This window comes from Methylotenera oryzisoli (genome assembly GCF_004661485.1).
Taxonomy (GTDB): Bacteria; Pseudomonadota; Gammaproteobacteria; order Burkholderiales; family Methylophilaceae; genus Methylotenera; species Methylotenera oryzisoli.
The window spans coordinates 52651-77921 of sequence record NZ_PQVH01000013.1; the positions used below are offsets into that span (position 1 = coordinate 52651).

A 25271-nucleotide genomic window follows, 5' to 3' on the forward strand; every position below is an offset into this window, starting at 1 on the left:
TCGCCTATAAAGCGTACCTGCCCTTTATTAAAAAAGGGAAATCTAAATGGATGACATAAAACCATCTTCAAGTACTGATTCAGTACAATCTACACTATTGCCAATGTTGCAGGTAATTCGCCGTAATGGTGCCGCCGTAACATTTAATTTAGACAAAATTGCTATCGCAATCACTAAAGCATTCTTGGCAGTTGAAGGCAACCAAAGTGCCGCCTCACAGCGCGTGCGCGACCAAGTTAGCTCCTTGAGCCAAATCGTTAATAACGCCTTAATCCGTCGCTTGCCTGCAGGCGGCTCTATCCATATTGAAGACATCCAAGACCAAGTTGAACTAGCTCTGATGCGTAACGGCAACCATGACGTGGCACGTGCTTATGTGCTTTATCGTGAGAAACGTAATGCTGAACGTGCGGCAGAAAAAGCAAGCCATGCCGAAATTGAGCCTATCCATGCGCTTAATGTAAATATTGATGGCAAACTTTTGCCGCTTGACAGTAAGCAACTCAATGCCATGGTGACAGAGGCCTGCGCAGACTTAGGCAATTCAGTGTCACCGCAACTGGTGGTTGAGCAAGCGGTACGTGATTTATACGATGGCATCCCATTCACAGAAGTGTACAAAGCGCTGATCTTGTCTGCGCGTAGCCTGATTGAAACTGAGCCGGCTTACAACTACGTGACTGCGCGTTTGCAATTAGATTTGGTGCGCGCTGAAGTACTTGGCGAGCGTGTAAGCCATGCAGAAATGGATACACATTACGTTGAATACTTCCCACGCTATATCAAGATTGGTATCGCCGCAGATTTACTAGACCCACGTTTAGCACAATTCGATTTAGATAAATTGGCAGCCGCTTTGGTAAAAGAGCGCGACTTTCAATTCGGTTATTTAGGCATTCAAACTTTATACGACCGTTACTTCTTGCACATTGAAGAGCGTCGTATCGAACTGCCGCAAATTTTCTTTATGCGCGTGGCGATGGGCTTAGCGATTAACGAGATTGACCGCGAAGCGCGTGCCATCGAGTTCTACAACGTATTGAGCACATTCGATTTTATGAGCTCAACGCCTACGCTATTCAATGCAGGCACCTTGCATTCACAGCTATCATCCTGCTACCTCACCACTGTGAGCGATGATTTGGATGGTATTTACCAAGGCATTAAAGAAAATGCTTTACTGCAAAAATACGCAGGCGGCTTGGGCAACGACTGGACACCAGTACGTTCATTAGGCGCACGTATCAAAGGCACTAATGGTAAGAGCCAAGGCGTCATTCCATTCTTAAAAGTGGTGAATGACACCGCGGTAGCAGTGAACCAAGGCGGCAAGCGCAAAGGCGCAGTTTGCGGTTATCTGGAAACATGGCACTTAGATATTGAAGAATTTCTAGATTTACGCAAAAACACCGGCGATGACCGCCGCCGTACGCATGACATGAACACCGCGCATTGGATTCCAGACTTGTTTATGCGCCGTGTGACTGAACAGGGCGAGTGGACATTGTTCTCACCATCTGATGTGCCGGATTTGCATGACAAATATGGTAAAGCGTTTGAAGCGGCGTATGTGGAATATGAGCGACGTGCTGATAACGGCGAAATCAAGCTGTTCAAACGCGTGCCAGCTGTGCAGATGTGGCGCAAGATGCTTTCCATGCTGTTCGAAACTGGTCATCCATGGATTACGTTTAAAGACCCATGCAATATTCGCTCACCACAGCAACATGTGGGCGTGGTGCATAGCTCAAATTTATGCACAGAAATTACGCTGAATACCTCTGATACAGAAATTGCTGTATGCAACTTGGGCTCCGTGAATTTATTACAGCACTTAACGGAAGTTAACGGCAACTTAGTGTTAGATAACGACAAGTTGCAAGCAACGGTTAAAGTCGGCATGCGTATGTTAGATAATGTGGTGGATATCAATTTCTACCCAGTAGGTAAAGCGCGCAATGCCAATACACGCCATCGTCCAGTGGGGATGGGCATCATGGGTTTCCAAAATTGCTTACATGCAATGCGTATCCCATACGCCAGCATGGAAGCAGTGGAGTTCGCCGACCGTGCCATGGAAATGGTGTGCTACAACGCTTATTGGGCTTCAACCGCGTTGGCAGAAGAACGCGGCCCATACTCTAGCTTTAAAGGCAGCCTATGGGATCAAGGTATTTTGCCATTAGACACGCTAGATTTGTTGGCGAGTGAACGTGGTGGCAACGTGGAAGTGGACAGAAGCAAAACCTTGGATTGGGATGCGTTACGCAGCCGCATCCAAAAGGTCGGCATGCGTAACTCCAACTGCGTGGCGATTGCGCCAACTGCGACGATTTCTAACATCGTGGGCGTTTCTGCCAGCATTGAACCTGAATACCAAAACTTGTATGTGAAATCTAATCTGTCAGGTGAATTCACGATTGTGAATGAGCAGCTGGTGAATGACCTGAAAGCACGTGGCTTGTGGGATACCGTGATGGTGTCAGATTTGAAATATTTTGATGGCTCATTGGCACCAATCGAACGTGTACCGGCTGACTTGAAACAGCTGTATGCCACGGCATTTGATGTGGATCCTAGCTGGTTGATTGAAGCAGCAGCGCGTCGCCAGAAGTGGATAGATCAAGCCCAATCGCTCAACTTGTATTTTGCTGTACCTTCAGGAAAAAAACTGAACGATACCTACCTATTGGCATGGCAACGTGGCCTTAAAACCACGTACTACCTGCGTTCATTAGGTGCAACAGCGGCAGAGAAATCAACAGGTTCAGGCGGTGAGTTGAATGCAGTTGCAGCTAACACCACAGAGCCGGCGCCGAAGATGTGCAGTATTGATAATCCCGATTGCGAATCCTGCCAATAAGTAAGCGTCTGCGAGCCATCCATTGCTTTGTTACTGCAATGCTCAAATACTGCGCCGTACTATATGTATTGTCTTGTGTTTTGCGCTTGTTGTGCCTTGCACTGAATGGCTCTCGCCAGCTTGCTTTTCCCAAATGATCAATAAAGATTTAAGGAAAAAAATATGCTTTCATTTGAAGATGAAGTTTACGAAGAAACGCCAGTCATGGTGCCAAAGTTGGCACCAATGGCAACAGCAATATCAACACCAACGGCCACGCCATTAACCGCTAACCAGCCGTCTATTTCAGGCCGCGTAAACGCTTCAGACAAGCGCATGATTAACGGCCAAACCGATGTGAATCAATTGGTGCCATTTAAGTACCATTGGGCTTGGGATAAATACTTGGCAGGTTGCGCCAATCACTGGATGCCACAGGAAGTTTCCATGAGCCGTGATATCGCACAATGGAAAGACAGCACAGCACTAAGCGACGATGAGCGTTTAATCGTCAAACGGAACCTAGGCTTTTTCACCACGGCGGACTCATTGGCTGCCAATAACATTGTGCTCGGCACCTATCGCCATATTACTGCACCTGAGGCTCGTCAATACTTGCTGCGCCAGGGGTTTGAAGAAGCGATTCATACCCATGCCTATCAATATATCGTGGAGAGTTTGGGTTTGGATGAGTCGGAAGTGTTTAATGCCTACCAAGAGGTAGCAAGCATTAAAGATAAGGACGATTTTTTAATTCCATTTATCAACACGTTGACTGATCCGGCATTCAAAACCGGCACGCCGGAAGCTGACCAGCAATTACTGCGATCACTTATCGTGTTTGCCTGCATTATGGAGGGTTTGTTCTTTTATGTGGGATTTGTGCAGATTCTGGCACTGGGTCGCCAGAACAAGATGCAGGGTGCCGCGGAGCAATACCAGTACATTCTGCGTGACGAGTCTATGCATTGCAACTTCGGTATTGATGTGATTAATACTATCAAGCTAGAAAATCCGCACCTTTGGACGGCTGAATTCCGCGATGAGATTAAGAGTTTAATTCAGCATGGTGTTGAGCTTGAATACCGCTATGCGGAGGCGACGATGCCGCGCGGTGTGCTAGGTTTAAATGCCACTATGTTTAAAGAATACTTGCGCTTTATTGCCAACCGCCGTTGCCAGCAAATTGGCTTGGACGCGCTGTATCCGGGCGCGACCAATCCATTCCCATGGATGAGTGAAATGATAGATTTGAAGAAAGAGAAAAACTTCTTTGAAACGCGCGTCACTGAGTACCAAACGGGCGGTGCATTAAGCTGGGACTAAACTAGGAAAAAACCGGTTGGAACCGCCTCAACGGCAATTCCAGCCGGCACTCAATAGGTTGCGCCTTTTGCCTTTAACAGCTCTATTAGCTTAACGTTACCTGCATCTTCTGCGAGTGATAGGGCAGATTTACCGTTCTTACCGCGCGCCAATATATCAGCACCACGCTCGATAAGTAGCTCAGCAACCTCAAACTGACCTGATGTCAGGCTAAGTAATAAAGGCGTAAAACCAAGGCTATCCCGATCGTTGATATAAGCCCCTCTTTTGATCAACATTTCTGCAATCGTTTTATAGCCAGGCAGTTGCTGGCCACATACAAGTAAAAGCGGGGTCATGGTCTTACGGTCATAGGCGTTCACATCCGCACCTTTTTTGATCAGTATGCTGGCAATCACCGTGTAGCCTTTTTTTAAAGCGACTAACAGCGCTGGCGTGCCATCCGGATCTGAAATATGGATATTGAAATTACTACGAACAAACAAATCAACCACCGCCTGATTACCTGCATGAATCGCCGCCAGCAATTGCTCTGAGCTACGCTTAATGCCTAGCCGCTCTAACTCTTTAATCGCACTATCTATACCCTCAGCTTCACGGATATGCTGAGACTGCCGTACTTGCCGTAGCCTGAGAATATCTTCCATCACATCTTTTGGGAAACCTTGACGCCCACCGCGAGAGTCAATAATCAGTTCACTGAAATAATCATGGATTTGTGGCGTAGACCACAGCTTCTCAATGCGCACCAAAATACGATCAAACTTATCCTCAAGCGCATACGGGTAGTTCTCGCCGAGGTATTCAAAAAAAGGATGTTTCACAGACATAACGGATATAGTAACTTAATCTAGCTATTTAATTGAGTGAATGACTAATGACTACCAACAACTCAGTAAAATTCATTATAATCAATTTTAGTATGTAAAGCTGATGGCGTTGCATAGTTTATTCACGCTCAAATGCGTAAGTAAACGAAAGGATTGTTTTGTTGAATTTCGAAGAAATGCATACAAAATTACCACCCACTTATCGTTACCTAATTGCGATAGTGCTATTCTTTATCGCTTTTTTTCTGCGTCTCAAGTTCACAGCTGCGGAAGAAAATGTTGCATACATTACCTTTTATTTGACAACACTTATTTGTTTTTACTTGCTTGGCACCGGCCCCGGCATTGTAGTGGCCATGCTATCTGGGATAGCGGGTGAATACTACTTCGTAAAACCGTTTGAAGTATTGCTTAGCACGCAAAAAAGCTATATTCCTTTGGTATTTTTCTCACTAACATCCTGCCTAAGTGGATTAATCATTACCAGACTTAGGCAATATAGCGATGAACTTAAACAGGCCGAAGTCCGAGAGAAGTTCCGCAGCCATGTTCTAGAGCTGATTACCAAAGGCGCGCCGCTACCCGATATACTCAGAGCGATCATCCTGTGGGTGGAGCAAGAAAATCCAGCGATACGCGGCAGTATTATGTTGCTCGATATGGAAGGCAAGCGCCTGCTCGCAACTGCAGCCCCCAATCTGCCCAGATTCTATGTGGCCGCTATCAACAATCTTAGTATTGGTGAAGGTGTTGGTTCGTGTGGCACGGCCGCATTTACAGGAAAACGGGTGATTGTTGAAGATATTCAAAAACACCCCTATTGGCATTATTTTAAAGAGCTCGCAGGCCAGGCTAGGCTAGGGTCTTGCTGGTCCGAGCCAATACGCTCAACGCAAGGCAAAATACTGGGAACTGTTGCCATTTATCATCAGTACACGTATCGGCCAACTGAAGCCAATATTATGCTGATTGAACAAGCTGCTTATCTGGCAAGTATCGCTATTGAAAAAAACCACAGTGAACTTGCCTTAAAGAAGAATGAAGAACGCTGGAGATTTGCGTTAGAAGGCGCAGGAGATGGGGTTTGGGAATATGACTTTCAGACAGGAAAAACTGAAGCCTCTCCTAGACTTATGGAAATTTTGGGCTTAAATGCTAATTTGCCGGAGGATATCGAAAGGTTTAACCACTGGGCAGCACATACGCACCCAGACAGCATCACCAGCACCATGATGGCAATACAAGCCATGACAGACAATAAGACAGATCGATACCAGATAGAACAGCAAAAACTATGTGGCGATGGGTCTTATAAGTGGCTATTGAACAGAGGCATGGTGATTAGCCGTAGTAGTGACGGAAAACCGTTACGTATGATTGGCACATCTACCGATATCACCGAACGTAAACAGCTTGAAGATGAGTTCAAACGTCAGGCACGTATTGATTTTCTCACTGGGGTCAGCAATCGCCGCTATTTTATGGAGCAGGCCGAGCAAGAAATACAGAGGACTAGCCGCTACGACGCGCCACTTTCGTTCTTTATGTTAGACATTGACCTGTTTAAACAAGTCAATGACACATATGGCCACAAATCAGGTGATATCATCCTTAAAAGGATGGCGGCCGTGTGCCGTGAAACCTTGCGAGAGATTGATATTATTGGCCGCGTAGGGGGTGAAGAGTTTGCTATTTTGCTACCGGAAACAGATAAGGCACAGGCCGCAGAAGTTGCCGAACGGCTACGTGCAGTGCTTGCCAATCAAAAAGTGCCGCTGGAGGCTGGCGTTCCGATTCAGTTCACTGTTTCAATCGGTGTAGCTTCAAGAGTATCCAAGCAAGACAACATCGACATGCTACTGAACTTAGCTGATGAAGCACTATATCAGGCTAAAAAGTACGGTCGCAATCGTGTCTACATCGCAATGCAGTAAATGAATCAATCTGGCAGATGACCAGTGTGATTATCATCACACCAGATGCTGAATCCAGCTACTTGCAGGCACAGGCTTACTGTACAAGTATCCTTGGTGGATCACTTCTGCTCTGGCGTTTAAAAAGTCTGCTTGCTCTTGTGTTTCCACACCTTCAGCCACCACGTTTAATTGCATATGTTTGGCAATTGCCAGTACAGATTCAACCAAAGCGGCATCATCCGGATCATGCGGCGCATCCTGCACAAAGGTTTTATCTATCTTTAACTCATGAATCGGCAACCGCTTAAGATGACTGAGCGAGGAGTAACCGGTACCAAAATCATCCAGAGAAAAGTGTATCCCCAGTAAAGTAAGCTCGGTCATTTTAGCAATCACTTCACTAATGTTATCAATCACCAACCCTTCCGTTACCTCCAACGTCAAATGGGTTGGGTCAGCACCTGTATCCGCTAAAATTGTTTTAATGCTAGAAACGAAACTACGCTGACGGAAGTGTCTTGGGCTAATATTGACCGATACGCGAATCGGCAAACTGTAGATATCCTGTCTTGCCAGAATCCGACAAGTTTCAGTGAGCACCCAAACATCCACATCCACAATCAAATCGGTCTCTTCAGCCACTGGAATAAATAAAGAAGGCGGGACCAAACCACGCTCGGGATGTTGCCAACGCACTAAAGACTCTGCGCCAACCACCACGCCGGCCGCATTCACTTGCGATTGCAGATACAGCATTAGCTCCCCGGCAGGGATTGCTAAACGCAGTTCACGCTCAATTTTGAAGCGCTGCTCAGCCACGCTGGCCATCGACTGCTCGAACAAGATACTTTGATTACCACCATTCTGTTTGGCACGATGCATGGCAGTATCCGCTCGGCGAAATACATCACCCGCATCATCTTCAATACTCACAGGAAAGGTAGCAATACCAATACTACCTGAAGCAATGAGTTCGTCGTCTCCCAGCTGAATTGGAAGCTTAAGTTGCACCCTAATTTTATCCAGCAAATGGTTAACGACAGAGTCTATCTCTGTTGTATCGTTGACATTTCGCTGAACCAGCACAGCAAACTCGTCTGCAGACATTCTAGCTAGCATGCCATCAGCCTCTACCAGCAGTTTAAGCCTATCTGCGATATAACATAGCAGCATATCGCCTACCGCATGCCCACGCGCTTCATTGAGCGTTTTAAAACGGTCGAGATTTAATAAAATGAGCGCGCCTTTAGCACCAGTGTTTTTGCACTCCAACAAGGCACGATTAAGACGATCAATCTGCAGTGAGCGATTCGGTAAGCCGGTCAATGAATCGTAGTATGCCAAACGGTGTAGTTCAACATGACCATGCTCTTTCTCTTCGTAATCCTGAAAAAGCAGGAAAATGAGCATCGTTGCCACCGGATAAAACAAAATAATCGTGGGGCCAAGCTGCTTATCAATCCAAATACCTATGCCGTCAGGTAAATATAAAAAGAGTAGCAACATCACGATGTGCACCAGCAGCCCGGCGCCTAGCAGTTGCAGTGCGTTCAAGGAGCCGCCCACACTTTTACGATAATAATAAAACGCAACACCGGTTAATGCAGCCATCACGGTGACAATCACCCCAATATAAACACCAGCGCCACCAAGCCATATCCGGTATGCGCCAATAATCGATGCACTCAACGCCGCCACAAATGGGCCGCCAAACATGCCTGCAACAAACAAAATAATGGAGCGTCCATCAAAGATAACGCCATTACCGTACTGCACGGGGGTCATCATGCCAATCACACCGGCAATACCAAATAAGAACCCAAAAAATAATGTTTGTGTGAACGGATTTTTTTTATTACGGGAGGAGGCGACTTGGTAGATTGTTGTGAGCGCAACTAACAAAGCAGTATTGTGAATCAGCTCAATAAAAAACATGACGCTCCCTTAAAGTAGACCAGACAAAATCAAGCTGAATATTAACTTATATGCTCACTAATTAATAAGCAGAAAAAATAAAAATTAAGCTTTTCACAACCACGCATCACACCTAACATCCAAAAACAGCGTGACCAGACAACAACACTAGGCGGCCGCACACACCCGATTACGCCCCGACTGCTTTGCCTGATAAAGTGCCTTATCCGCGCGGCTGAGCAACATATCAATATTGTCATCAGCAGATAGCACAGAGGACACACCGATTGAGACCGTATATTGCACAGGCAAACCATCCTTCATCGGAACTTCGGAGTTAGCTACAGCAAGTCTCAGGCGCTCAGCTGCTTCAAGCGCCTCTACATGATTGGTTTCCGGCAGCAAAATAGCAAACTCCTCACCCCCAATACGTCCAATAATATCAACCTCACGTAAAGTTTGGCGACACACATCTGCTAATTTTTTCAGCACTATATCGCCAATTTTATGGCCGTGACTATCATTAATTTTCTTAAAAAAATCGATATCCATCATAAAAATGGCCATCTCTTTTTGATAGCGCTGGCTTCGGCTAAGCTCTTTCTCTGCCAGCTCCATAAAATAACCGCGATTATTGAGCGCTGTCAGGTAATCAATTTGTGCCTTTTGGCTAAGCTCAAGCTCCAGCAATTTACGGCTATTAATATTGGCATGCACCCCTATCATACTCACCGGCTGGTTCTGCTCGTTAAACTCAGCAATCTTGAACACGCTACTCATCCAAACCCAATCTCCATTTTTCGCAAGGCGCCGATAATCAACAGAGGCTGAGTCACCGCCCGCCAAGCACGCATTTAATATAGACATCACTCTAGCGCTATCTTCAGGATGCAATGCTGCCTGCCACTCCTGCAAACTATGATCTAGCTCGCCTTCTGCGTAACCCAAAATTTGGGGATACTCGTCACTTGTCGTCATCTCACCCGTTTTGATATCTAAATCAAACCAAGCTTGGTTTGCCGCCAGTAAGGCAAGGCGCATTCTATCTTCACTTTTACGCAGCCGCGCCTCAGCCTCCTTCAAGTCGGTAATGTCTCTGGCAATACCAAACAAACCAATAATATTGCCGTCCTTATCTTTCATCGCATATTTTCGGTTATCAACCCAACCAAGCTTACCGTGATTATCCAGTAGCGGCTGTACCTCTTGCGCCATAGGTAAAAACCCATTAAAAATCTTTTTCTCTAAGGTGTAATAAATATCGGCATATTCTCTGGATAAAACATCGTAGTCGGTCTTACCAATCAAGTCTGACCAATGCGTAATACCTTGAGTGACATCCACTAGCGTTTGGCTCGCACTAGTAAACTGATGATTGATATCCTTAAAATAAATGTAATCATCCGTATTTTCCAGCATCGCAAAAAAGCTGTCATACATCATGCCTTGTGCAACCTCAAGGTTGAGCTCGGGCTGAGCCAGCGTGAGCGTAATAAGTGTTTTTAATTGATCGACATCCAGATGTTTCTGATAAGTAGCCCTCAAAATCTTAGCCTGTCCCTTTTTATCAACAATCCGGAACGTCAGGCTAACGGGCTCTATCTGGGATGAGTGTGAGAAAATGGCATCATAAATATCCAGGTCGTCTGGATGAAATAAACTTTTGAGTGTGGGGTTAGATACGGACAGCCGCGCAGAACTCCATCCGGTTAATGGCTTGGCATCCCCCTCTATCTGCTCGCAAACGAGCGCATCAAGCGCTAAAACAAACATGAATTTAATAGCGGATGTATTTTCTTGTTGTTTGCTAGCCATCATGTTGACTTTCAATCAATTAAACAAGCGACCATTATCAAAACCTACTGTGCTACCAGCGCTAGAGCTTGTCAAGAAATATACATCGCCGTAGCGGCTAGCTACTTTTGCCACCTCGCCCAGCCAAAACAAAACAGCCTAATCAGATGTCGATTAGGCTGTTTTTTTTGTATCACATACATATAGCACTGAAGCTGGCATTCATTATCCGGATCAGACTATCCGTCGCATCACCCCAAGATGCGCCTCCGTTGGTTGGCATCTAAAAATGTCCAAGCCACGATGCGACTTTGCTTTTGGCCTTGCGTCATTTCTATCGTTTTCACCTCGTGTGCATGCACGTTTTTGAGTGCTCGATAAACGCTAGGCAAGTTTGCGGCTTTTGATACCAGTGTAGTAAACCATACACACTGTGCCGCAAACTGCTTACTCTCCTTCACCATGCTAGTGACGAAGGCCTCCTCACCGCCAGCACAATACAACTCGGCCCCTTGCCCACCAAAATTCAATACGGCAGACTTACCACTTACGCCAGGTTTGGCTACATGCTTACCCAAGCCTCTCCACTTACGTTGCGTACCCGCCTGTGCCTCAGCTAATGAGCCATGAAACGGCGGATTGCACATCGTCAACGCAAATGACTCGCCCTGCTGAATCACGCCCTTAAGAATAGATGCTGGCGTAACCTGCAAACGCAGTTCAATTACATCCGCCAGTGCGTTCGCATCCACAATCTGCTGTGCATTCCGCAGTGCTTTAGCATCGATATCCGCACCTACAAACCGCCAGCCATATTCACGGGTACCAATCAGTGGATAAATCATATTTGCACCTACACCGATATCCAGCACGCGCGCAGATGGCCCACGCGGCACTTCACCACCCGTCTCCCCCAACAAATCGGCAAGGTAATGCAAGTAATCTGCACGCCCGGGGATGGGCGGACATAGGTAATGTTTAGGAATATCCCAAACATCCACCGCATAAAACTGCTTAAGTAAGGCCTGATTAAGCGCTTTAACACTTTGCGCATCTGCAAAATCAATAGAAGCATCGCCGTACGCATTTAATTGCACATGCGGGGCTAGCGCCGCGCTAGTTTGAATCAGCGCATCGAAATCATAGCGCTCGCGATGTCGATTACGCGGATGCAACGCAGATTTGGTGTTTTCAGGTTTCACTAATATTTGATAGGCAGATTAAAAAGATAAGTACCCAAAGGCTACATGTACGGATTAAATAATAGCGCTAATCGGAAGTGATCGCACAAAAGAAAAAGGCTTAATCATTTCTGATTAAGCCTTATATATCTTGGTAGGGTGTGCGGGGATCGAACCCACGACAAACGGATTAAAAGTCCGCTGCTCTACCAGCTGAGCTAACACCCCATTCATTTCGTAATTAATCGTGCTACTTACGAAAGGTCGCCATTATATAGAAACTATCAGGTTGGTCAATGAAAAATTCACAAATAACTTAATTATTTTGTAAAAAAGTTTTCGCTTTTCCGTAAGAGATTGTTTTAACAAGACTTACTAAAATTATACTGATCCACCCAAACCACCCATTAACGCATTCCCGGCAGTTTGCCGCCCATCAAGCCACCCATGCTGCGCATCATTTTTGCCATGCCGCCTTTGCTAAACATCTTCATCATTTTCTGCGTTTCTTCAAACTGCTTCAATAAACGATTCACTTCCTGCACTTGCACCCCAGAACCATCCGCAATACGTTTTTTACGCGTTGCCTTAATCAGCTCTGGTTTACGACGCTCCAACGGCGTCATGCTATTGATAATACCCTCAATGCGGCGGATGCTCTTATCTGCATCATCTGGGTTCACTTTGGCTGCCATACCTGCCAGTTGTGACGGCATTTTATCCATCAGTGCTCCCATCCCTCCCATTTTGCGCATTTGAGACATTTGCGCTTTAAAGTCATCTAAATCAAAGTTCTTACCTGATTTAACTTTATCGGCCAGCTTTTGCGCCTCAGCCATGTCTACATTTTTATGTGCTTGCTCAATCAAGCCCAGTACATCACCCATCCCGAGAATACGGGATGCCATACGGTCTGGATAAAATGGCTCTAAGCCGTCCACTTTTTCACTCACCCCAATGTACTTGATGGGTTTACCTGTCACATGGCGAACCGACAAAGCCGCACCGCCGCGTGAGTCACCGTCTAGCTTGGTTAAAACAACACCTGTTAATGGCAGAGTATCACCAAACGCTTTCGCCGTATTAATAGCATCCTGACCCTGCATCGCGTCGACCACAAATAAGGTCTCAATCGGGTTCAAGAAGGCGTGCAATGCTTTGATTTCAGCCATCATCGCTTCATCAATGCCTAGGCGACCTGCCGTATCGAAAATCACCACATCGTAATAACCGCGTTTTGCAAAATCCAAGGTCGCAGTGGCAATATCAAGCGGTGCCTGACTTGCATTACTGTCAAAGCACTCAATCTCCAGTTGCTTCGCCAACGTTTTAAGCTGCTCAATCGCGGCAGGACGATAAACGTCAGCACTCGCTAACAACACCTTCTTTTTTTGCTCTTTTAATAACTTTGCCAACTTGGCCGAAGTCGTGGTTTTGCCCGAACCCTGCAAACCTGCCATTAAAATAATAGCTGGCGGCACTGCTGCCAAGTTCAAGCCTTCATTCGCCTTACCCATGAGAGAGGTCAACTCATCATTCACCACTTCAATCACAGCCTGACCTGGTGTTAAGCTCTGCAACACTTCTTTACCTTGTGCACGCAGCTTCACCGCAGCAATAAAATCCTTCACTACGGGCAAGGCAACGTCAGCTTCCAGCAAGGCCATTCGAACTTCACGCATCGCATCGGCGATGTTTTCTTCAGTTAAGCGTGCTTGCCCACGTAAGTTTTTAATGACGCCCTGCAAGCGTCCGGTCAGGTTTTCTAGCATTTTTATACTCGTACAAATAATATTAGGCCTAATTTTACATCAAGCGCCAGACGTGTCCTATTAATACATTTGTTTAATCAATCCAATATTTTAAGTAAGTATAAGCTTTGGTACTGGTAGCTAGATTGCGTTACTGCCTACTGGCGTATTGCGCCATGTGATAAATCTTATATTTATTAATCTCAACTATTATATTTACACGCTAATTGCGCCATAATTGCACTATGCAAAAATTAATTCCTTATTTTATTGTTGCGTTCATTTATATGGCAGTGGCTATTGATTTCTGGCGCGGTGCAAAAGCACCAAACCATGCCAATATAAAACCTGATGCATTGAAACTGCACTCAGCAATGATTGCCTTGGGCTTACTGATTCATGGTTGGCTATTACACCAAAGCATTTTCGCTATCGGTTTTAATTTAGGCTTTTATCAGTCAATTTCGGCAATACTTTGGTTAACGGTTTTGGTGTATTGGGTAACGGACCGCAATCATCAGTTATATAGCCTGCAAGCGTTTGTATTACCACCGGCTGCGGTATTCTCATTGCTACCTGCCTTCTTCACCGAAACGCATTTCTTGCCGGAATCTGGCAACCCGCTGTTTATTGCGCATATCTGGGTAGCCATGATTGCCTACAGCCTATTTACGTTTGCTGCACTACATGCATTGCTGATGACCATTGCAGAACGAAACCTGCACCACAAAACCACGCTGATTAAACTACCTAGCTTTCCGCCATTAATGGTGATGGAAAGCCTGTTATTTAAAATGATAGGGTTTGGATTTATTTTACTCACTGCAACGTTAGTGAGCGGTATGTGGTTCTCTGAGGCACTGTTCCACAAGCCAGTACAATTCAACCATAAAACCATCTTTTCGATTGCCAGTTGGTTTATCTATGCAGGGCTATTATTTGGCAGATACCAATACGGCTGGCGTGGATTAAAAGCCATTCGCTGGACCCTCACCGGGTTCGTCCTGCTGGTGCTGGCTTATATCGGCAGTAAGTTTGTTTCGCAGATTCTATTAGGACACTAGGCGGCTGGAACAACAAGCGCTAGAAGCATCGGCGGCCTCTAGCGTAAACGTTGTGTAGATTATTAATCAGCGTAGTATGAATACGCCGACTATGCAGAACGCCTTATGAGCGCAAGCTAATACGCGGCCAATCATGTTGCTCCGCATAGCTAGCAAGTGTAGCATCCGCATCAACAGCGACAGGGTTGGTCACTAACTTCATTAACGGCAAATCATTGTGTGAATCACTGTAAAAATAGCTTTTCGCGAAATCACCTAATTGCTGACCTCGCGCATTTAACCAAGCATTAATACGCGTTACCTTACCCTCTTGAAAGCTCGGCACGCCTTGCACGCCTCCCGTGTATCGGCCATTGACCATTTCCGGATCGGTACCAATTAAATGCTCAATCCCATATGCACTGGCAATCGGCTTTGTGACAAAGCTATTGGTTGCCGTAATCACAACGCATAAATCTCCTGCCGCCTTATGCTGATCTACTAGCTCTTGCGCCCTCACGGTCATCATCGGGCGAATCACTTGCTCCATATATTTCAAATGTAGCGTATCTAAAAACTCTTTAGAGTGTTCACTTAACGGCTTTAGCTGAAACTCAAGAAATTTATAAATATCCAGATTGCCGTTTTTATAATCTTGATAAAACTGGTCGTTGCGCGCTTGGTGTGTCTTACCATCCAGCAAGCCTTCACCAATCAAAAACATGCCCCAGTTGTAATCACTATCACCAGCCAGCAAAGTATTATCTAAGTCAAACAACGCTAAATTCTGCGCTGGAGTTACGTCTTGTTTCATATTAAATATCTTTATCGTTCGTTACAGAAAGTACTAAAAACACACCGACCAAAATCACACCCAATGCGACCATTTCAACCATGGTCACATGCTCCCCCGCCCACCAAATCCCCACAGCAAACGCCACGATCGGGTTTACAAAAGTATTACTGCTGGCAACCAAAGGCCGCACCGTTTTCAGCAAGTACTGGTATGCACTGTATGCAACTAACGACCCCAGTACAATCAAAAACAACAGCGCGCCCCATGACTTAGGCGACACTTGCTGAGGCCATGCCTCACCAGCGTAAGCACTTGCTAACAACAGCGCCAGCCCTCCTACAAGCATCTGGCACGCGGCGCCCATCAAACCCGCCGGCATCGCTAAATGCTTACCCCAAACCGAGCCAAACGACCAACTCGCCGCAGCAAATATCAGTAAGAAGGCGCTAGTAAAATCACCTTCAAAACTGCCGCCCAAGTTCAGCAACACAATACCCGCTAGACCGATGGCAATACCTAACCACTCTTTTAGCGTAATTTTATGCCCCCAAATTGAGGAAAAAATTGCCATCCAGATCGGTGCGGTGGCAATTGATAGCGCAGCAACGCTGGATGAAATCGTTTGCTGCACATAACACACAGTACCATTACCCAATGCAGGCAGCAGTAAACCGACCACGCCCGCACCAAGCCATTCACGCCCAGAGGGCATAGCCGCACCCAAGTAACGCATCACCACAAACAAAACTACGCCGGCGACAGTGAAGCGTATTCCTCCCATTAAAAATGGCGGAAAGCTTTCTATCCCAAAACGAATGGCTAAATAGGTTGAGCCCCAAATAAAGTAGGTGCAGAACAGTGCCAATACAATCAAAAGCGATTGCCGACTCATACGTAGACGCATATTGTTACTCTGCTAGAACTTAGCAAGTTTCCAAAAAAAATTGTCCTGCCCTAGCAGTAGTTTAGAAAGCTCATCCAAGAATGTTGCATCCACCTGATCAAAAGGCATTTCCAATTCCATCTCACCTAGCTTTGCAATATTTTTTAAGGAAAAATGCAACACTTCAGAATCAGATAATGCCGTGACCAGGATTGAACCTTTGACTTGCCAGGGAATAGTAAAAGAGACCCCGGCCACCCGTGCATACTCATTTTTCACATCTTCTGCAGTATGCACAATGCCATAACGCCACAACACATCTTTAACGCGCTGCGCAATACCTAACTCCCGCTCAAACTTAAAAACCTGAGGCGCTTTGTAAAAATAGAACAATGAAACATGACTAACCTCGTCAGAGAAAGTCTCATTACTCAAGAGCTTATATCGGTACTCAGCAAAAGGCTCGGTCACTCTTAACCCGGACAAATCACCGATGCTAGGTAATGAAATTACATGGGCGAACTCAGGCTCAATTACTCTAATTAGCTCAGAGAATTCACGCCAATAATTGAAAACCTCTTTAAGCTTTGCATTGCGCAAAGCGAGCGAATCAGCACTTAGTTTGCTTTGATTGCTTTTCTCCTCAAGCGTTTGCTTCGCTTGAAGCTTCATCTGCCCTAACAAACTCATGGATTCGCCCGACTTAGTTTAACAACACATGCGCACTCAAAAACTACACTTGAGGATGCGCACGCTCTAGCTTGCTATGTAACTTATTCAAACCATTTAAATAAGCTTTTGCTGAGGCCACCACGATATCAGTGTCCGCACCTTGACCATTGACAATACGCCCACCCTTAGAAAGACGTACGGTAACTTCGCCTTGGGCGTCTGTGCCGCTGGTAATGTTATTCACGGAGTAAAGCAATAACTCAGCACCGCTATTTACAATATGCTCAATCGCCTTGAATGTGGCATCTACAGGGCCACTGCCATCAGCCTCAGCTTTTTTCTCACTGCCGTTATCACTCACTGTAATCAAGGAGTGTGGCACTTCACCTGTTTGTGATGCTACTTGCAAATACACCAACTTATAATTTTCGCTTGCTTCAGATATAAACTCATCGCTTACCAAAGCATGTAAGTCTTCATCAAAAATTTCAGATTTTTTGTCTGCCAAATCTTTAAAGCGTGCAAACGCTGCATTTAACAAATCATCAGTTTCAAGTTCAATGCCTAACTCTTTCAAGCGAGTTCTAAATGCATTGCGGCCAGACAATTTACCCAAGGTTAATTTATTTGCGTTCCAACCCACATCTTCAGCTCGCATAATTTCGTACGTTTCACGATGCTTCAACACGCCATCCTGATGAATGCCAGACTCATGCGCAAAGGCATTAGCCCCTACAATCGCCTTGTTAGGCTGCACCGGATAGCCAGTGATAGAAGAAACCAACTTACTGGTTGGTACGATTTGTGTTGCGTCAATGCTTGTCGTTAAATTAAAGATGTCACCGCGTGTTTTCACCGCCATGACCACCTCTTCCAAACTTGCATTACCTGCACGTTCACCCAAACCATTAATCGTACACTCAACCTGACGTGCACCAGCCATCACCGCAGCCAAGGAGTTTGCCACCGCCATGCCAAGGTCATTATGGCAATGCGTAGACCACACCACCTTGTTACTGTTAGGCACACGTGCAATCAATTCACGCATACGCTCGCCCCATGCCGCAGGGATAGAATAGCCTACGGTGTCTGGCACATTAATGGTTTTGGCGCCGGCTTGAATCACTGCGTCGAATACACGAATCAAAAAATCTACATCTGAGCGCACAGCATCTTCAGCAGAGAACTCAACATCATCTGTATATTCCAACGCCCATTTCACCGCCTGCACCGCGCGCTCAACCACTTGATCTTCTGTCATACGGAGTTTATTTTCCATATGGATTTTGCTGGTGGCGATAAATGTATGAATACGTCCTTTTGCAGCAGGTTTAATTGCTTCACCGGCACGGCGTACATCGTTCTCGCTGGCACGCGCCAATGAGCAGACTGTTGAGTTTTTAATGATTTTTGCAATTTCATGAATCGCATCAAAATCGCCAGGGCTTGCCGCCGCAAAACCTGCTTCAATCACATTCACACCCAACTTCTCAAGCTGGCGTGCAATACGGATTTTTTCTTCTTTGGTCATTGCTGCACCTGGGCTCTGCTCGCCATCACGCAATGTCGTATCGAAAATAATAATTTGGTCTTGTGTCATGATAATTACCTTAAGTTTTTATTTTGTTTGAGCCTGTCACTACAAGGCAACAGGCTGCTAGCTGGCATCTCATGCAAACAATGGATGCGCGTAAGTAATACTTGAATTGGGGGTATGTTTTAGTCTGCGCACTAGCGCAGAAAGCTAAGAAGGCGTAAAGCAGATAATTTGCGTAGCAAATCGGCGCTGGCATATTGATGCAGCGCATACTGAGTAAATGTAATATTAAAATTAAACATAGTACTAGCAATATAATGTTTTTTAAGTGGTTTCGCAAGTGCTTAAGTATTTGAATTTATTTATCATGATGATCAATAAATCTTAATTAACCTTGTGTATTACTTAAGCACTTGGACTTGGGGATCAATTCACCAGATTCAAACCAAGGAGATTTAAATTATCTGGCAGTAAATTTCCCACGTAGCCACATCACATAGCCTGAAAGTGCATAGATTGCCATGATCAGAAACAATACTTCAGGCGGGCTATATGAAATCAGCACAAAGCCCAACATAATGCCGAGGATGACAAAAAACGGCACGCTCGCTTTCAGGTTGATATCTTTACCGCTGTAATAACGTAGATCACTTACCATAGAGGCGCCAGCAAATACCGTGATGCACCATGCCATCCATTTCATTTGCAACACGCCAAAAAACACATCGCGGCCATTTACGCCATACTCATAAGACACCCATACGAAGCCAGCCAGCAAAGCGGCAGCCGCAGGGCTAGGCAAACCTTGGAAATAGCGCTTATCTTGATTCACATCATCCAGCTTGGTATTAAATCTAGCCAAACGCAGTGCCGCACAAGCACAATAAATAAATGCTGCAATCCAACCCAGCTTACCTAAAGGCTTAAGTGCCCAAACATACAAAATAAGTGCCGGAGCAACACCAAACGACACCATATCTGACAAGCTATCGTACTCCGCACCAAAAGCACTCTGTGTATTCGTCATCCGCGCGACCCTACCATCTAAGCCATCCATCACCATTGCGATAAAAATTGCAACAGCAGCCTGCTCAAAGTTACTATTCATGGCTTGTACAATTGCGTAGAAACCAGCAAACAAAGCCGCAGAAGTAAATAAATTAGGTAATAAATAAATACCACGTTCACGTAAAGATGGTGAGTCAGCGTTACGACGAAGTGTTTTTTGTTTAGGTTCAATCATGTTTTACATCATACCTTTATATATGATCATATTTAAATTTTTGATTAGTATAGCAAAGCCTGTTGCGATACTCGAAATCAAATTTCAGGACTACTGACTTTAAACTTTTTCTAAAACACTGACCTTTAATCTTAATGCTGATACCAAGGTGACCTACAAAACAAAGCCGGCAAATAGCCGGCTTTGTTTTAGCGCCTATTGCTCACCATAAAACAAGCGAGCGCCTACATTACTTAGCTGGTTCAGCTACAAAAATTTCGACACGACGATTTTTTGCACGATTTGCAGCAGTATCATTGGCGAACAAGGGCTCACGAGAACCTCTGCCTTCAATTGCAATACGGCTGGAAGCCACACCACGTGCTGCAACATAATCACGCACACTCGCAGCGCGATTTAACGATAGCGGGTTATTAACAGCGTCGCTACCTGTACTGTCCGTATGGCCAATCACAGTCACGTTACTTGCCGGATTATCCATCAAACTGGTGGCAAAAGTATCCAGCACAGTTCTAAAATTTGATTTGATGTCGGCACGACCCACATCAAAGGAAATATCACTAGGAATGTCTAGCTTCAAGCGATTATCTGCGGTCTGTGTCACACCTACCCCAGTACCAGCTGTCGCCTCCTCCATTTTCTTTTTTTGCTCTTCTTGACGTTTCGTCCAGACGTTGCCAGCAACGGCACCTGCAGCAGCGCCAACTGCTGCGCCAATTGCAGCACCTTTACCTTTACCCGCAATCGCACCTACAACGGCACCTGCACCCGCACCAATCGCAGCACCTTTGGCCGTCCCTTTTTGGGTTTCTGTCATATTGGCACAACCACCAAGCACCAAAGCCAATATTACCGAGCTTACTACCATTTTATTTTTCATCATATCCTCCAGATATTTATATTAATGCTAACCGTTGGATTGCAGCCAGCCAAAATAGTTTTAATAAGGCTCAACATTCAGAATATTTAAGTCCCTAAAGTTACAGCATGTCAGCACTAGCTGACTCCTACAAACATAAACATATTATGTTAGTATCGCGACATTCAAAATATTATTGTTTTACCATGCAATTTACCTTACACAAACAAGATGGTCTCGCACGTCGCGGCACTTTAGAACTAGCGCACGGCAAAGTGGAAACGCCTGCGTTCATGCCAGTTGGCACTTACGGTACAGTTAAAGCCATGTCGCCGCTGGAGCTAACCGAGATTGATGCACATATCGTACTCGGCAATACATTTCATCTATGGTTGCGTCCAGGGCTAGAAGTGATTGCGGCACATGGTGGCCTACACAAATTTATGGGCTGGGATAAACCCATCCTGACGGATTCAGGCGGCTTCCAGGTTTGGAGTCTCGGTGATTTACGCAAGATTACGGAAGAGGGCGTTAAATTCCGCTCTCCTATCAATGGTGACTCATGCTTCCTCACCCCAGAAGAATCTATGCGCATCCAGCGTGTTTTGAACTCAGATATCGTCATGATTTTTGATGAGTGCACGCCTTATCCTGCCACTCTCAAAGAGGCAAACGACTCTATGCAGCTTTCACTCAGATGGGCAAAGCGTAGTAAGCAAGCGCACCAAGGCAACCCGAATGCCTTGTTTGGCATTATTCAAGGCGGCATGCACGAAGAACTGCGCGACGTTTCTCGCGAAGGTTTAGAGCAAATTGGGTTTGATGGTTATGCGATTGGCGGCCTTTCAGTAGGCGAACCTAAAGAGGATATGTTACGTATATTGGCGCACACTGCACCCAAGATGCCGCAAGAAAAACCGCGCTATTTGATGGGTGTTGGCACGCCTGAAGACTTGGTCGCTGCCGTATCACAAGGCGTAGATATGTTCGACTGCGTCATGCCAACGCGCAACGCACGCAATGGCTGGCTCTTTACGCAATATGGCGACGTGAAAATTAAAAATGCCAGCTACAAAAACGACACCAACCCACTGGATGCAGACTGTACATGCTATACCTGCCGTAACTTTACACGCGCATATCTGCACCACTTGCATAGAATTGGTGAGATTTTGGGCTCACGCCTCAACACCATACACAATCTGCATTATTACCAGCAACTGATGAGTGGCATGCGTAATGCGATTGAAGCAGGTACGTTTGACAAGTTCAAGCAAGAGTTTGCAGCAAAGCGCAAAAGCTTGACCTGAGTCAACTGAACGAAAATCTACACCGTCTGCATTCAGATACAGTATGTGCTAGAATTCAAGGCTAATTTTTAGATCATTTTTTAAGTTTTTTTAAAGAGAGTTATATCGTGTTTATTTCAAATGCTTATGCTGCAACAGCGCCTGCTACAGATTTCACTAGCTTTTTACCACTAATCGTAATCTTTTTACTGTTCTTCTTTATGATTATTCGTCCGCAGATGAAACAAGCAAAAGAGCAACGTAACATGATTGCTGCACTACAAAAAGGTGATGAAGTAGTTACTTCTGGCGGCATTGTTGGCAAGGTTACTAAGGTAACTGATGCATTTATTACGCTGGAAATTGCAGCTAACACTGAAATTACCGTGCAAAAGCATGCAATTCAAAGCGCATTGCCAAAAGGTACAATTAAAAGCATCTAAGCCCAAGGCTTTTAATCCCTAAGCACCATCCTAAATTTAACTAAACATTTTGCATCACTGCTTTTAAGTACCTGCAAACCGTTGACTAGAGTCTGACTATGAACCGCTACCCACTGTGGAAAAACATTTTTGTTGTCTTCATGATTCTGATGGGGTTGATTTACGCCATCCCCAATCTGTTTGGTGAATCACCCGCAATTCAAGTCACACCTGCAAAAAGTACCAGCAAGGTTGACCCTACTTTACTTGCGCAAGTAGAACAGATTCTGCAAAAAGAAAAAATTGCATACGACGGCATTTATTTAGATGCACGTGGTGTAAAAGCGCGCTTTGCAAATACCGACACGCAAATCAAAGCCAAAGACCTGCTACAAGCAAACCTAAGCAGCGACTATACTGTTGCCTTAAACTTGCTATCACGCTCGCCAGACTGGCTACGCAGCATAGGCGCTAAACCTATGTACTTGGGCTTAGACTTACGCGGCGGCGTGCACTTTCTGCTTCAGGTGGACATGAAGGCCGCACTAGACAAAGCCGCAGAACGCTTTGTTGGTGACTTCAGAACGGCATTGCGTAAAGAGCGTGTTTCATACGCTGGCGTAACGCGCGAAGGTCAAACCGTACAAATCCGCTTCACCAGTGCGACTGAACTAGCAAAAGCCAGAAAAATCATCAGCAATCAATATCCTGACCTTACGCTTAAAGATAGCGTCAATGGCGAAGATATTGTACTTAGCGCTTCATTGAATGCGATTGAGCAAAAACGTATTCAGGAATTTGCACTAAAACAAAATATTCAAACACTGCACAACCGAATCAACGAACTAGGTGTTGCTGAGCCTATTATTCAACAACAAGGCACAGACCGTGTGGTCGTGCAGTTACCTGGCGTGCAGGATACCGCCAAAGCTAAAGAAATTTTAGGCCGTACTGCTACGCTTGAGATTCGTTTGGTAGATGAAGAAAAGTCAGATGCCATGACTTTAGAAAAAGCTGAGAAAGGGCAAGCACCTGTTGGTACCGATGCCTTTAAAGACCGCGAAGGTCGTGCGATTCTCGTGAAAAAGAACGTAGTACTCACCGGCGACTACATTACCGATGCCGGCCCTGGCGTGAATGGGCAAACAGGGCAATCAGTGGTGAACGTAACACTGGACGCACGCGGCGCTCGCGTATTCCAACAAGTCACACGTGAAAACGTGGGCAAACGTATGGCCATTTTGCTAATTGAAAAAGGCAATACCGAAGTAGTCACCGCACCAGTGATTAACGAAGAAATTGGTGGCGGCCGTGTACAAATCTCAGGTATGGCTAACACACAAGAGGCAACTGACATCTCTTTACTATTACGTGCCGGTGCATTGGCTGCGCCAATGGACATCATTGAAGAACGTACCGTTGGCCCAAGCATGGGTGAAGAAAACATCAAACGCGGCATGCACTCTACCTTGTGGGGTTTCGCAGCGATTGCGGTATTCATGATTATTTATTACCTAGCATTTGGTGGCATTTCAGTACTGGCGCTAGGCATTAACCTACTACTACTCGTGGCTATACTTTCCATGCTGCAAGCAACATTAACCTTACCTGGATTGGCGGCGGTAGCACTAACGCTGGGGATGGCGATTGACGCCAACGTATTGGTTAACGAGCGTATCCGCGAGGAGTTGCATAGCGGCAATACGCCGCAAGCTTCAATCCATATCGGCTATGACCGTGCTTGGGATACGATTCTAGACTCTAACGTCACCACTATGATCGCCGGCATTGCCTTATTCTTATTCGGCACAGGCCCAGTGAAAGGCTTTGCAGTTGTACACGTACTAGGCATCCTCACCTCTATGTTCAGTGCGGTAGTGGTTTCACGTGCGATTGTTAACTGGGTTTACGGTAGCCGTCGTAAAACAACACACCTTTCAATTGGTTAAGCGCTCCAGTTAATTTAGCGCCCTCAGACAAAAATATAGAGTAAAAACTATGGAATTTTTTAGAGTAAAAAAAGACATCCCCTTCATGAGCTATGGCCGTTTAACCACAGCCATTTCCATGATTACCTTTGTACTCGCAGTTGTGTTTCTTGCTACACGTGGGTTGAATTTTGGTGTGGACTTCACCGGCGGCACCATGATTGAAGTGAACTACCCGCACGCCGCAGACCTGAACAAGATCCGCACCACGATTGATAGCATCGGCTTGAAAGATGCAACCGTACAAAACTTTGGTACTAGCCGTGACGTGCTGATTCGTTTACCAGTCAGAACGGGTCTTACTGGTGCACAGCTTTCAGACAAAGTACTCGGCTCACTTAAAGCAGTTGATGACTCAGTACAAATGAGCCGCATTGAGTTCGTAGGCCCGCAAGTGGGTACCGAGCTATATGAAAAAGGCTCGCTAGCCCTGTTGTTGGTGATTGCAGGCATTATGATTTATCTAGCACTACGTTTTGAATGGCGCTTTGCAGTTGCGGCAATCATTGCAAATATGCATGATGTAGTTATTATTTTGGGCTTTTTCGCGTTCTTTCAATGGGAGTTCAACCTGACAGTACTGGCAGCAGTACTCGCAGTATTAGGTTACTCAGTGAACGAATCTGTGGTGGTGTTCGACCGAGTGCGTGAGAACTTCCGCAAAATGCGTAAAGCTACTGTCACCCACGTGATTGATAATGCGATTACACGCACCATGTCACGCACTATCATCACGCACTTTTCTACACAGCTGATGGTGCTGTCTATGTTGCTATTTGGCGGTGAAGTGTTACACAACTTTGCCCTCGCACTGACCATTGGTATTTTATTTGGTATTTACTCATCAGTGCTGGTAGCTTGCCCGATTGCCATGTGGTTGGGTGTTAGTCGTGCCAACCTAATGAGTGATGTGGAAAAGAAAGACAGCGATAAAAAAGAAACGCATCCTGATCCAGACCCATCAGAGTTTGCTTAAAACAACGAT

The 25271-nt window shown here is 45.6% G+C and carries 19 protein-coding genes and 1 tRNA gene; 8 read left to right on the plus strand and 12 right to left on the minus strand.

The genetic code is table 11. The features are described 5' to 3' along the window. Window positions 1-46 precede the first annotated feature (46 nt). Both C3Y98_RS10535 and C3Y98_RS10540 read left to right on the plus strand, forming a co-directional pair. A complete protein-coding gene (locus tag C3Y98_RS10535; RefSeq protein WP_135278556.1) occupies window positions 47-2863 on the plus strand; it encodes a ribonucleoside-diphosphate reductase subunit alpha in 2817 nt (938 codons plus the stop codon). Between the two features lie 162 nt (window positions 2864-3025). Further along, window positions 3026-4168 (plus strand): ribonucleotide-diphosphate reductase subunit beta, encoded by a 1143-nt coding sequence (locus tag C3Y98_RS10540; protein ID WP_135278557.1) that lies wholly within the window; start codon window positions 3026-3028, stop codon window positions 4166-4168. 50 nt (window positions 4169-4218) lie between these two features. Here C3Y98_RS10540 and C3Y98_RS10545 read toward each other — a convergent pair whose 3' ends face one another. Next, window positions 4219-4998, minus strand: a complete 780-nt coding sequence (locus C3Y98_RS10545) for an ankyrin repeat domain-containing protein (RefSeq protein ID WP_135278558.1) — start codon at window positions 4996-4998, stop codon at window positions 4219-4221. A 161-nt stretch (window positions 4999-5159) separates the two neighbouring features. Here C3Y98_RS10545 and C3Y98_RS10550 point away from each other — a divergent pair, with 161 nt between their 5' ends. Next, complete coding sequence (locus C3Y98_RS10550; protein WP_167759934.1) at window positions 5160-6932, plus strand: diguanylate cyclase; 1773 nt, start codon at window positions 5160-5162, stop codon at window positions 6930-6932. A gap of 36 nt (window positions 6933-6968) precedes the next feature. On the opposite strand, the gene C3Y98_RS10555 is transcribed toward C3Y98_RS10550, so the two are convergent. The 5 genes from C3Y98_RS10555 to ffh all read right to left on the minus strand — a co-directional run bounded on the left by C3Y98_RS10555 (window position 6969) and on the right by ffh (window position 13575). Continuing rightward, complete coding sequence (locus tag C3Y98_RS10555) at window positions 6969-8849, minus strand: putative bifunctional diguanylate cyclase/phosphodiesterase (protein WP_135278560.1); 1881 nt, start codon at window positions 8847-8849, stop codon at window positions 6969-6971. Between the two features lie 147 nt (window positions 8850-8996). Continuing rightward, window positions 8997-10646 carry a sensor domain-containing diguanylate cyclase gene (locus tag C3Y98_RS10560; protein ID WP_135278561.1) on the minus strand — a complete coding sequence of 550 codons (1650 nt, stop codon included), beginning with the start codon at window positions 10644-10646 and terminating at the stop codon, window positions 8997-8999. 227 nt (window positions 10647-10873) lie between these two features. Next, the gene (rlmF, locus tag C3Y98_RS10565) at window positions 10874-11824 is read right to left on the minus strand and encodes a 23S rRNA (adenine(1618)-N(6))-methyltransferase RlmF (protein ID WP_135278562.1); all 951 of its coding nucleotides are present in this window, start codon (window positions 11822-11824) and stop codon (window positions 10874-10876) included. A 131-nt stretch (window positions 11825-11955) separates the two neighbouring features. After that, window positions 11956-12031: transfer RNA gene (locus C3Y98_RS10570), tRNA-Lys, on the minus strand. Between the two features lie 179 nt (window positions 12032-12210). After that, on the minus strand, window positions 12211-13575 hold the full coding sequence (gene ffh / locus C3Y98_RS10575; protein WP_135278563.1) for a signal recognition particle protein: 1365 nt from the start codon (window positions 13573-13575) through the stop codon (window positions 12211-12213). Window positions 13576-13799: 224 nt separating this feature from the next. Between ffh and C3Y98_RS10580 the strand changes: the two genes are divergently transcribed. After that, the gene (locus tag C3Y98_RS10580) at window positions 13800-14618 is read left to right on the plus strand and encodes a cytochrome C assembly family protein (RefSeq protein WP_135278564.1); all 819 of its coding nucleotides are present in this window, start codon (window positions 13800-13802) and stop codon (window positions 14616-14618) included. A 103-nt stretch (window positions 14619-14721) separates the two neighbouring features. Here C3Y98_RS10580 and C3Y98_RS10585 read toward each other — a convergent pair whose 3' ends face one another. The 6 genes from C3Y98_RS10585 to C3Y98_RS10610 all read right to left on the minus strand — a co-directional run bounded on the left by C3Y98_RS10585 (window position 14722) and on the right by C3Y98_RS10610 (window position 20608). Beyond that, window positions 14722-15411 (minus strand): histidinol-phosphatase, encoded by a 690-nt coding sequence (locus tag C3Y98_RS10585; RefSeq protein ID WP_135278565.1) that lies wholly within the window; start codon window positions 15409-15411, stop codon window positions 14722-14724. Between the two features lies 1 nt (window position 15412). Then, a complete protein-coding gene (yedA, locus tag C3Y98_RS10590; protein WP_135278566.1) occupies window positions 15413-16297 on the minus strand; it encodes a drug/metabolite exporter YedA in 885 nt (294 codons plus the stop codon). Between the two features lie 12 nt (window positions 16298-16309). Beyond that, window positions 16310-16966, minus strand: coding sequence for a hypothetical protein (locus C3Y98_RS10595; protein WP_135278567.1), 657 nt, complete (start codon window positions 16964-16966; stop codon window positions 16310-16312). Window positions 16967-17009: 43 nt separating this feature from the next. After that, entirely contained in the window at window positions 17010-18548 is a 1539-nt protein-coding gene (locus C3Y98_RS10600) for a 2-isopropylmalate synthase (RefSeq protein WP_135278568.1), read from the minus strand. Window positions 18549-18945: 397 nt separating this feature from the next. After that, on the minus strand, window positions 18946-19728 hold the full coding sequence (gene pssA, locus C3Y98_RS10605) for a CDP-diacylglycerol--serine O-phosphatidyltransferase (protein ID WP_135278569.1): 783 nt from the start codon (window positions 19726-19728) through the stop codon (window positions 18946-18948). Between the two features lie 229 nt (window positions 19729-19957). Next, a complete protein-coding gene (locus C3Y98_RS10610; protein ID WP_135278668.1) occupies window positions 19958-20608 on the minus strand; it encodes a YiaD family glycine zipper/OmpA-like lipoprotein in 651 nt (216 codons plus the stop codon). 185 nt (window positions 20609-20793) lie between these two features. Here C3Y98_RS10610 and tgt point away from each other — a divergent pair, with 185 nt between their 5' ends. From tgt to secF, 4 genes are all read left to right on the plus strand, one after another. Further along, window positions 20794-21897 carry a tRNA guanosine(34) transglycosylase Tgt gene (gene tgt / locus C3Y98_RS10615; RefSeq protein WP_135278570.1) on the plus strand — a complete coding sequence of 368 codons (1104 nt, stop codon included), beginning with the start codon at window positions 20794-20796 and terminating at the stop codon, window positions 21895-21897. Between the two features lie 107 nt (window positions 21898-22004). Further along, window positions 22005-22319 carry a preprotein translocase subunit YajC gene (gene yajC, locus C3Y98_RS10620; protein WP_135278571.1) on the plus strand — a complete coding sequence of 105 codons (315 nt, stop codon included), beginning with the start codon at window positions 22005-22007 and terminating at the stop codon, window positions 22317-22319. Between the two features lie 98 nt (window positions 22320-22417). After that, entirely contained in the window at window positions 22418-24247 is a 1830-nt protein-coding gene (gene secD, locus C3Y98_RS10625) for a protein translocase subunit SecD (RefSeq protein WP_135278572.1), read from the plus strand. A 49-nt stretch (window positions 24248-24296) separates the two neighbouring features. Next, a complete protein-coding gene (gene secF, locus C3Y98_RS10630) occupies window positions 24297-25262 on the plus strand; it encodes a protein translocase subunit SecF (protein ID WP_135278573.1) in 966 nt (321 codons plus the stop codon). The last annotated feature ends 9 nt before the right edge of the window (window positions 25263-25271 follow it).

Coding starts and splice junctions, on each gene's coding strand:
- C3Y98_RS10535 (WP_135278556.1), top strand. CDS start 47: ATGGATGACATAAAACCATCTTCAAGTACTGATTCAGTACAATCTACA.
- C3Y98_RS10540 (WP_135278557.1), top strand. CDS start 3,026: ATGCTTTCATTTGAAGATGAAGTTTACGAAGAAACGCCAGTCATGGTG.
- C3Y98_RS10545 (WP_135278558.1), bottom strand. CDS start 4,998: ATGTCTGTGAAACATCCTTTTTTTGAATACCTCGGCGAGAACTACCCG.
- C3Y98_RS10555 (WP_135278560.1), bottom strand. CDS start 8,849: ATGTTTTTTATTGAGCTGATTCACAATACTGCTTTGTTAGTTGCGCTC.
- C3Y98_RS10560 (WP_135278561.1), bottom strand. CDS start 10,646: ATGATGGCTAGCAAACAACAAGAAAATACATCCGCTATTAAATTCATG.
- ffh (WP_135278563.1), bottom strand. CDS start 13,575: ATGCTAGAAAACCTGACCGGACGCTTGCAGGGCGTCATTAAAAACTTA.
- C3Y98_RS10580 (WP_135278564.1), top strand. CDS start 13,800: ATGCAAAAATTAATTCCTTATTTTATTGTTGCGTTCATTTATATGGCA.
- C3Y98_RS10585 (WP_135278565.1), bottom strand. CDS start 15,411: ATGAAACAAGACGTAACTCCAGCGCAGAATTTAGCGTTGTTTGACTTA.
- yedA (WP_135278566.1), bottom strand. CDS start 16,297: ATGCGTCTACGTATGAGTCGGCAATCGCTTTTGATTGTATTGGCACTG.
- C3Y98_RS10595 (WP_135278567.1), bottom strand. CDS start 16,966: ATGAGTTTGTTAGGGCAGATGAAGCTTCAAGCGAAGCAAACGCTTGAG.
- C3Y98_RS10600 (WP_135278568.1), bottom strand. CDS start 18,548: ATGACACAAGACCAAATTATTATTTTCGATACGACATTGCGTGATGGC.
- pssA (WP_135278569.1), bottom strand. CDS start 19,728: ATGATTGAACCTAAACAAAAAACACTTCGTCGTAACGCTGACTCACCA.
- C3Y98_RS10610 (WP_135278668.1), bottom strand. CDS start 20,608: ATGAAAAATAAAATGGTAGTAAGCTCGGTAATATTGGCTTTGGTGCTT.
- tgt (WP_135278570.1), top strand. CDS start 20,794: ATGCAATTTACCTTACACAAACAAGATGGTCTCGCACGTCGCGGCACT.
- secD (WP_135278572.1), top strand. CDS start 22,418: ATGAACCGCTACCCACTGTGGAAAAACATTTTTGTTGTCTTCATGATT.
- secF (WP_135278573.1), top strand. CDS start 24,297: ATGGAATTTTTTAGAGTAAAAAAAGACATCCCCTTCATGAGCTATGGC.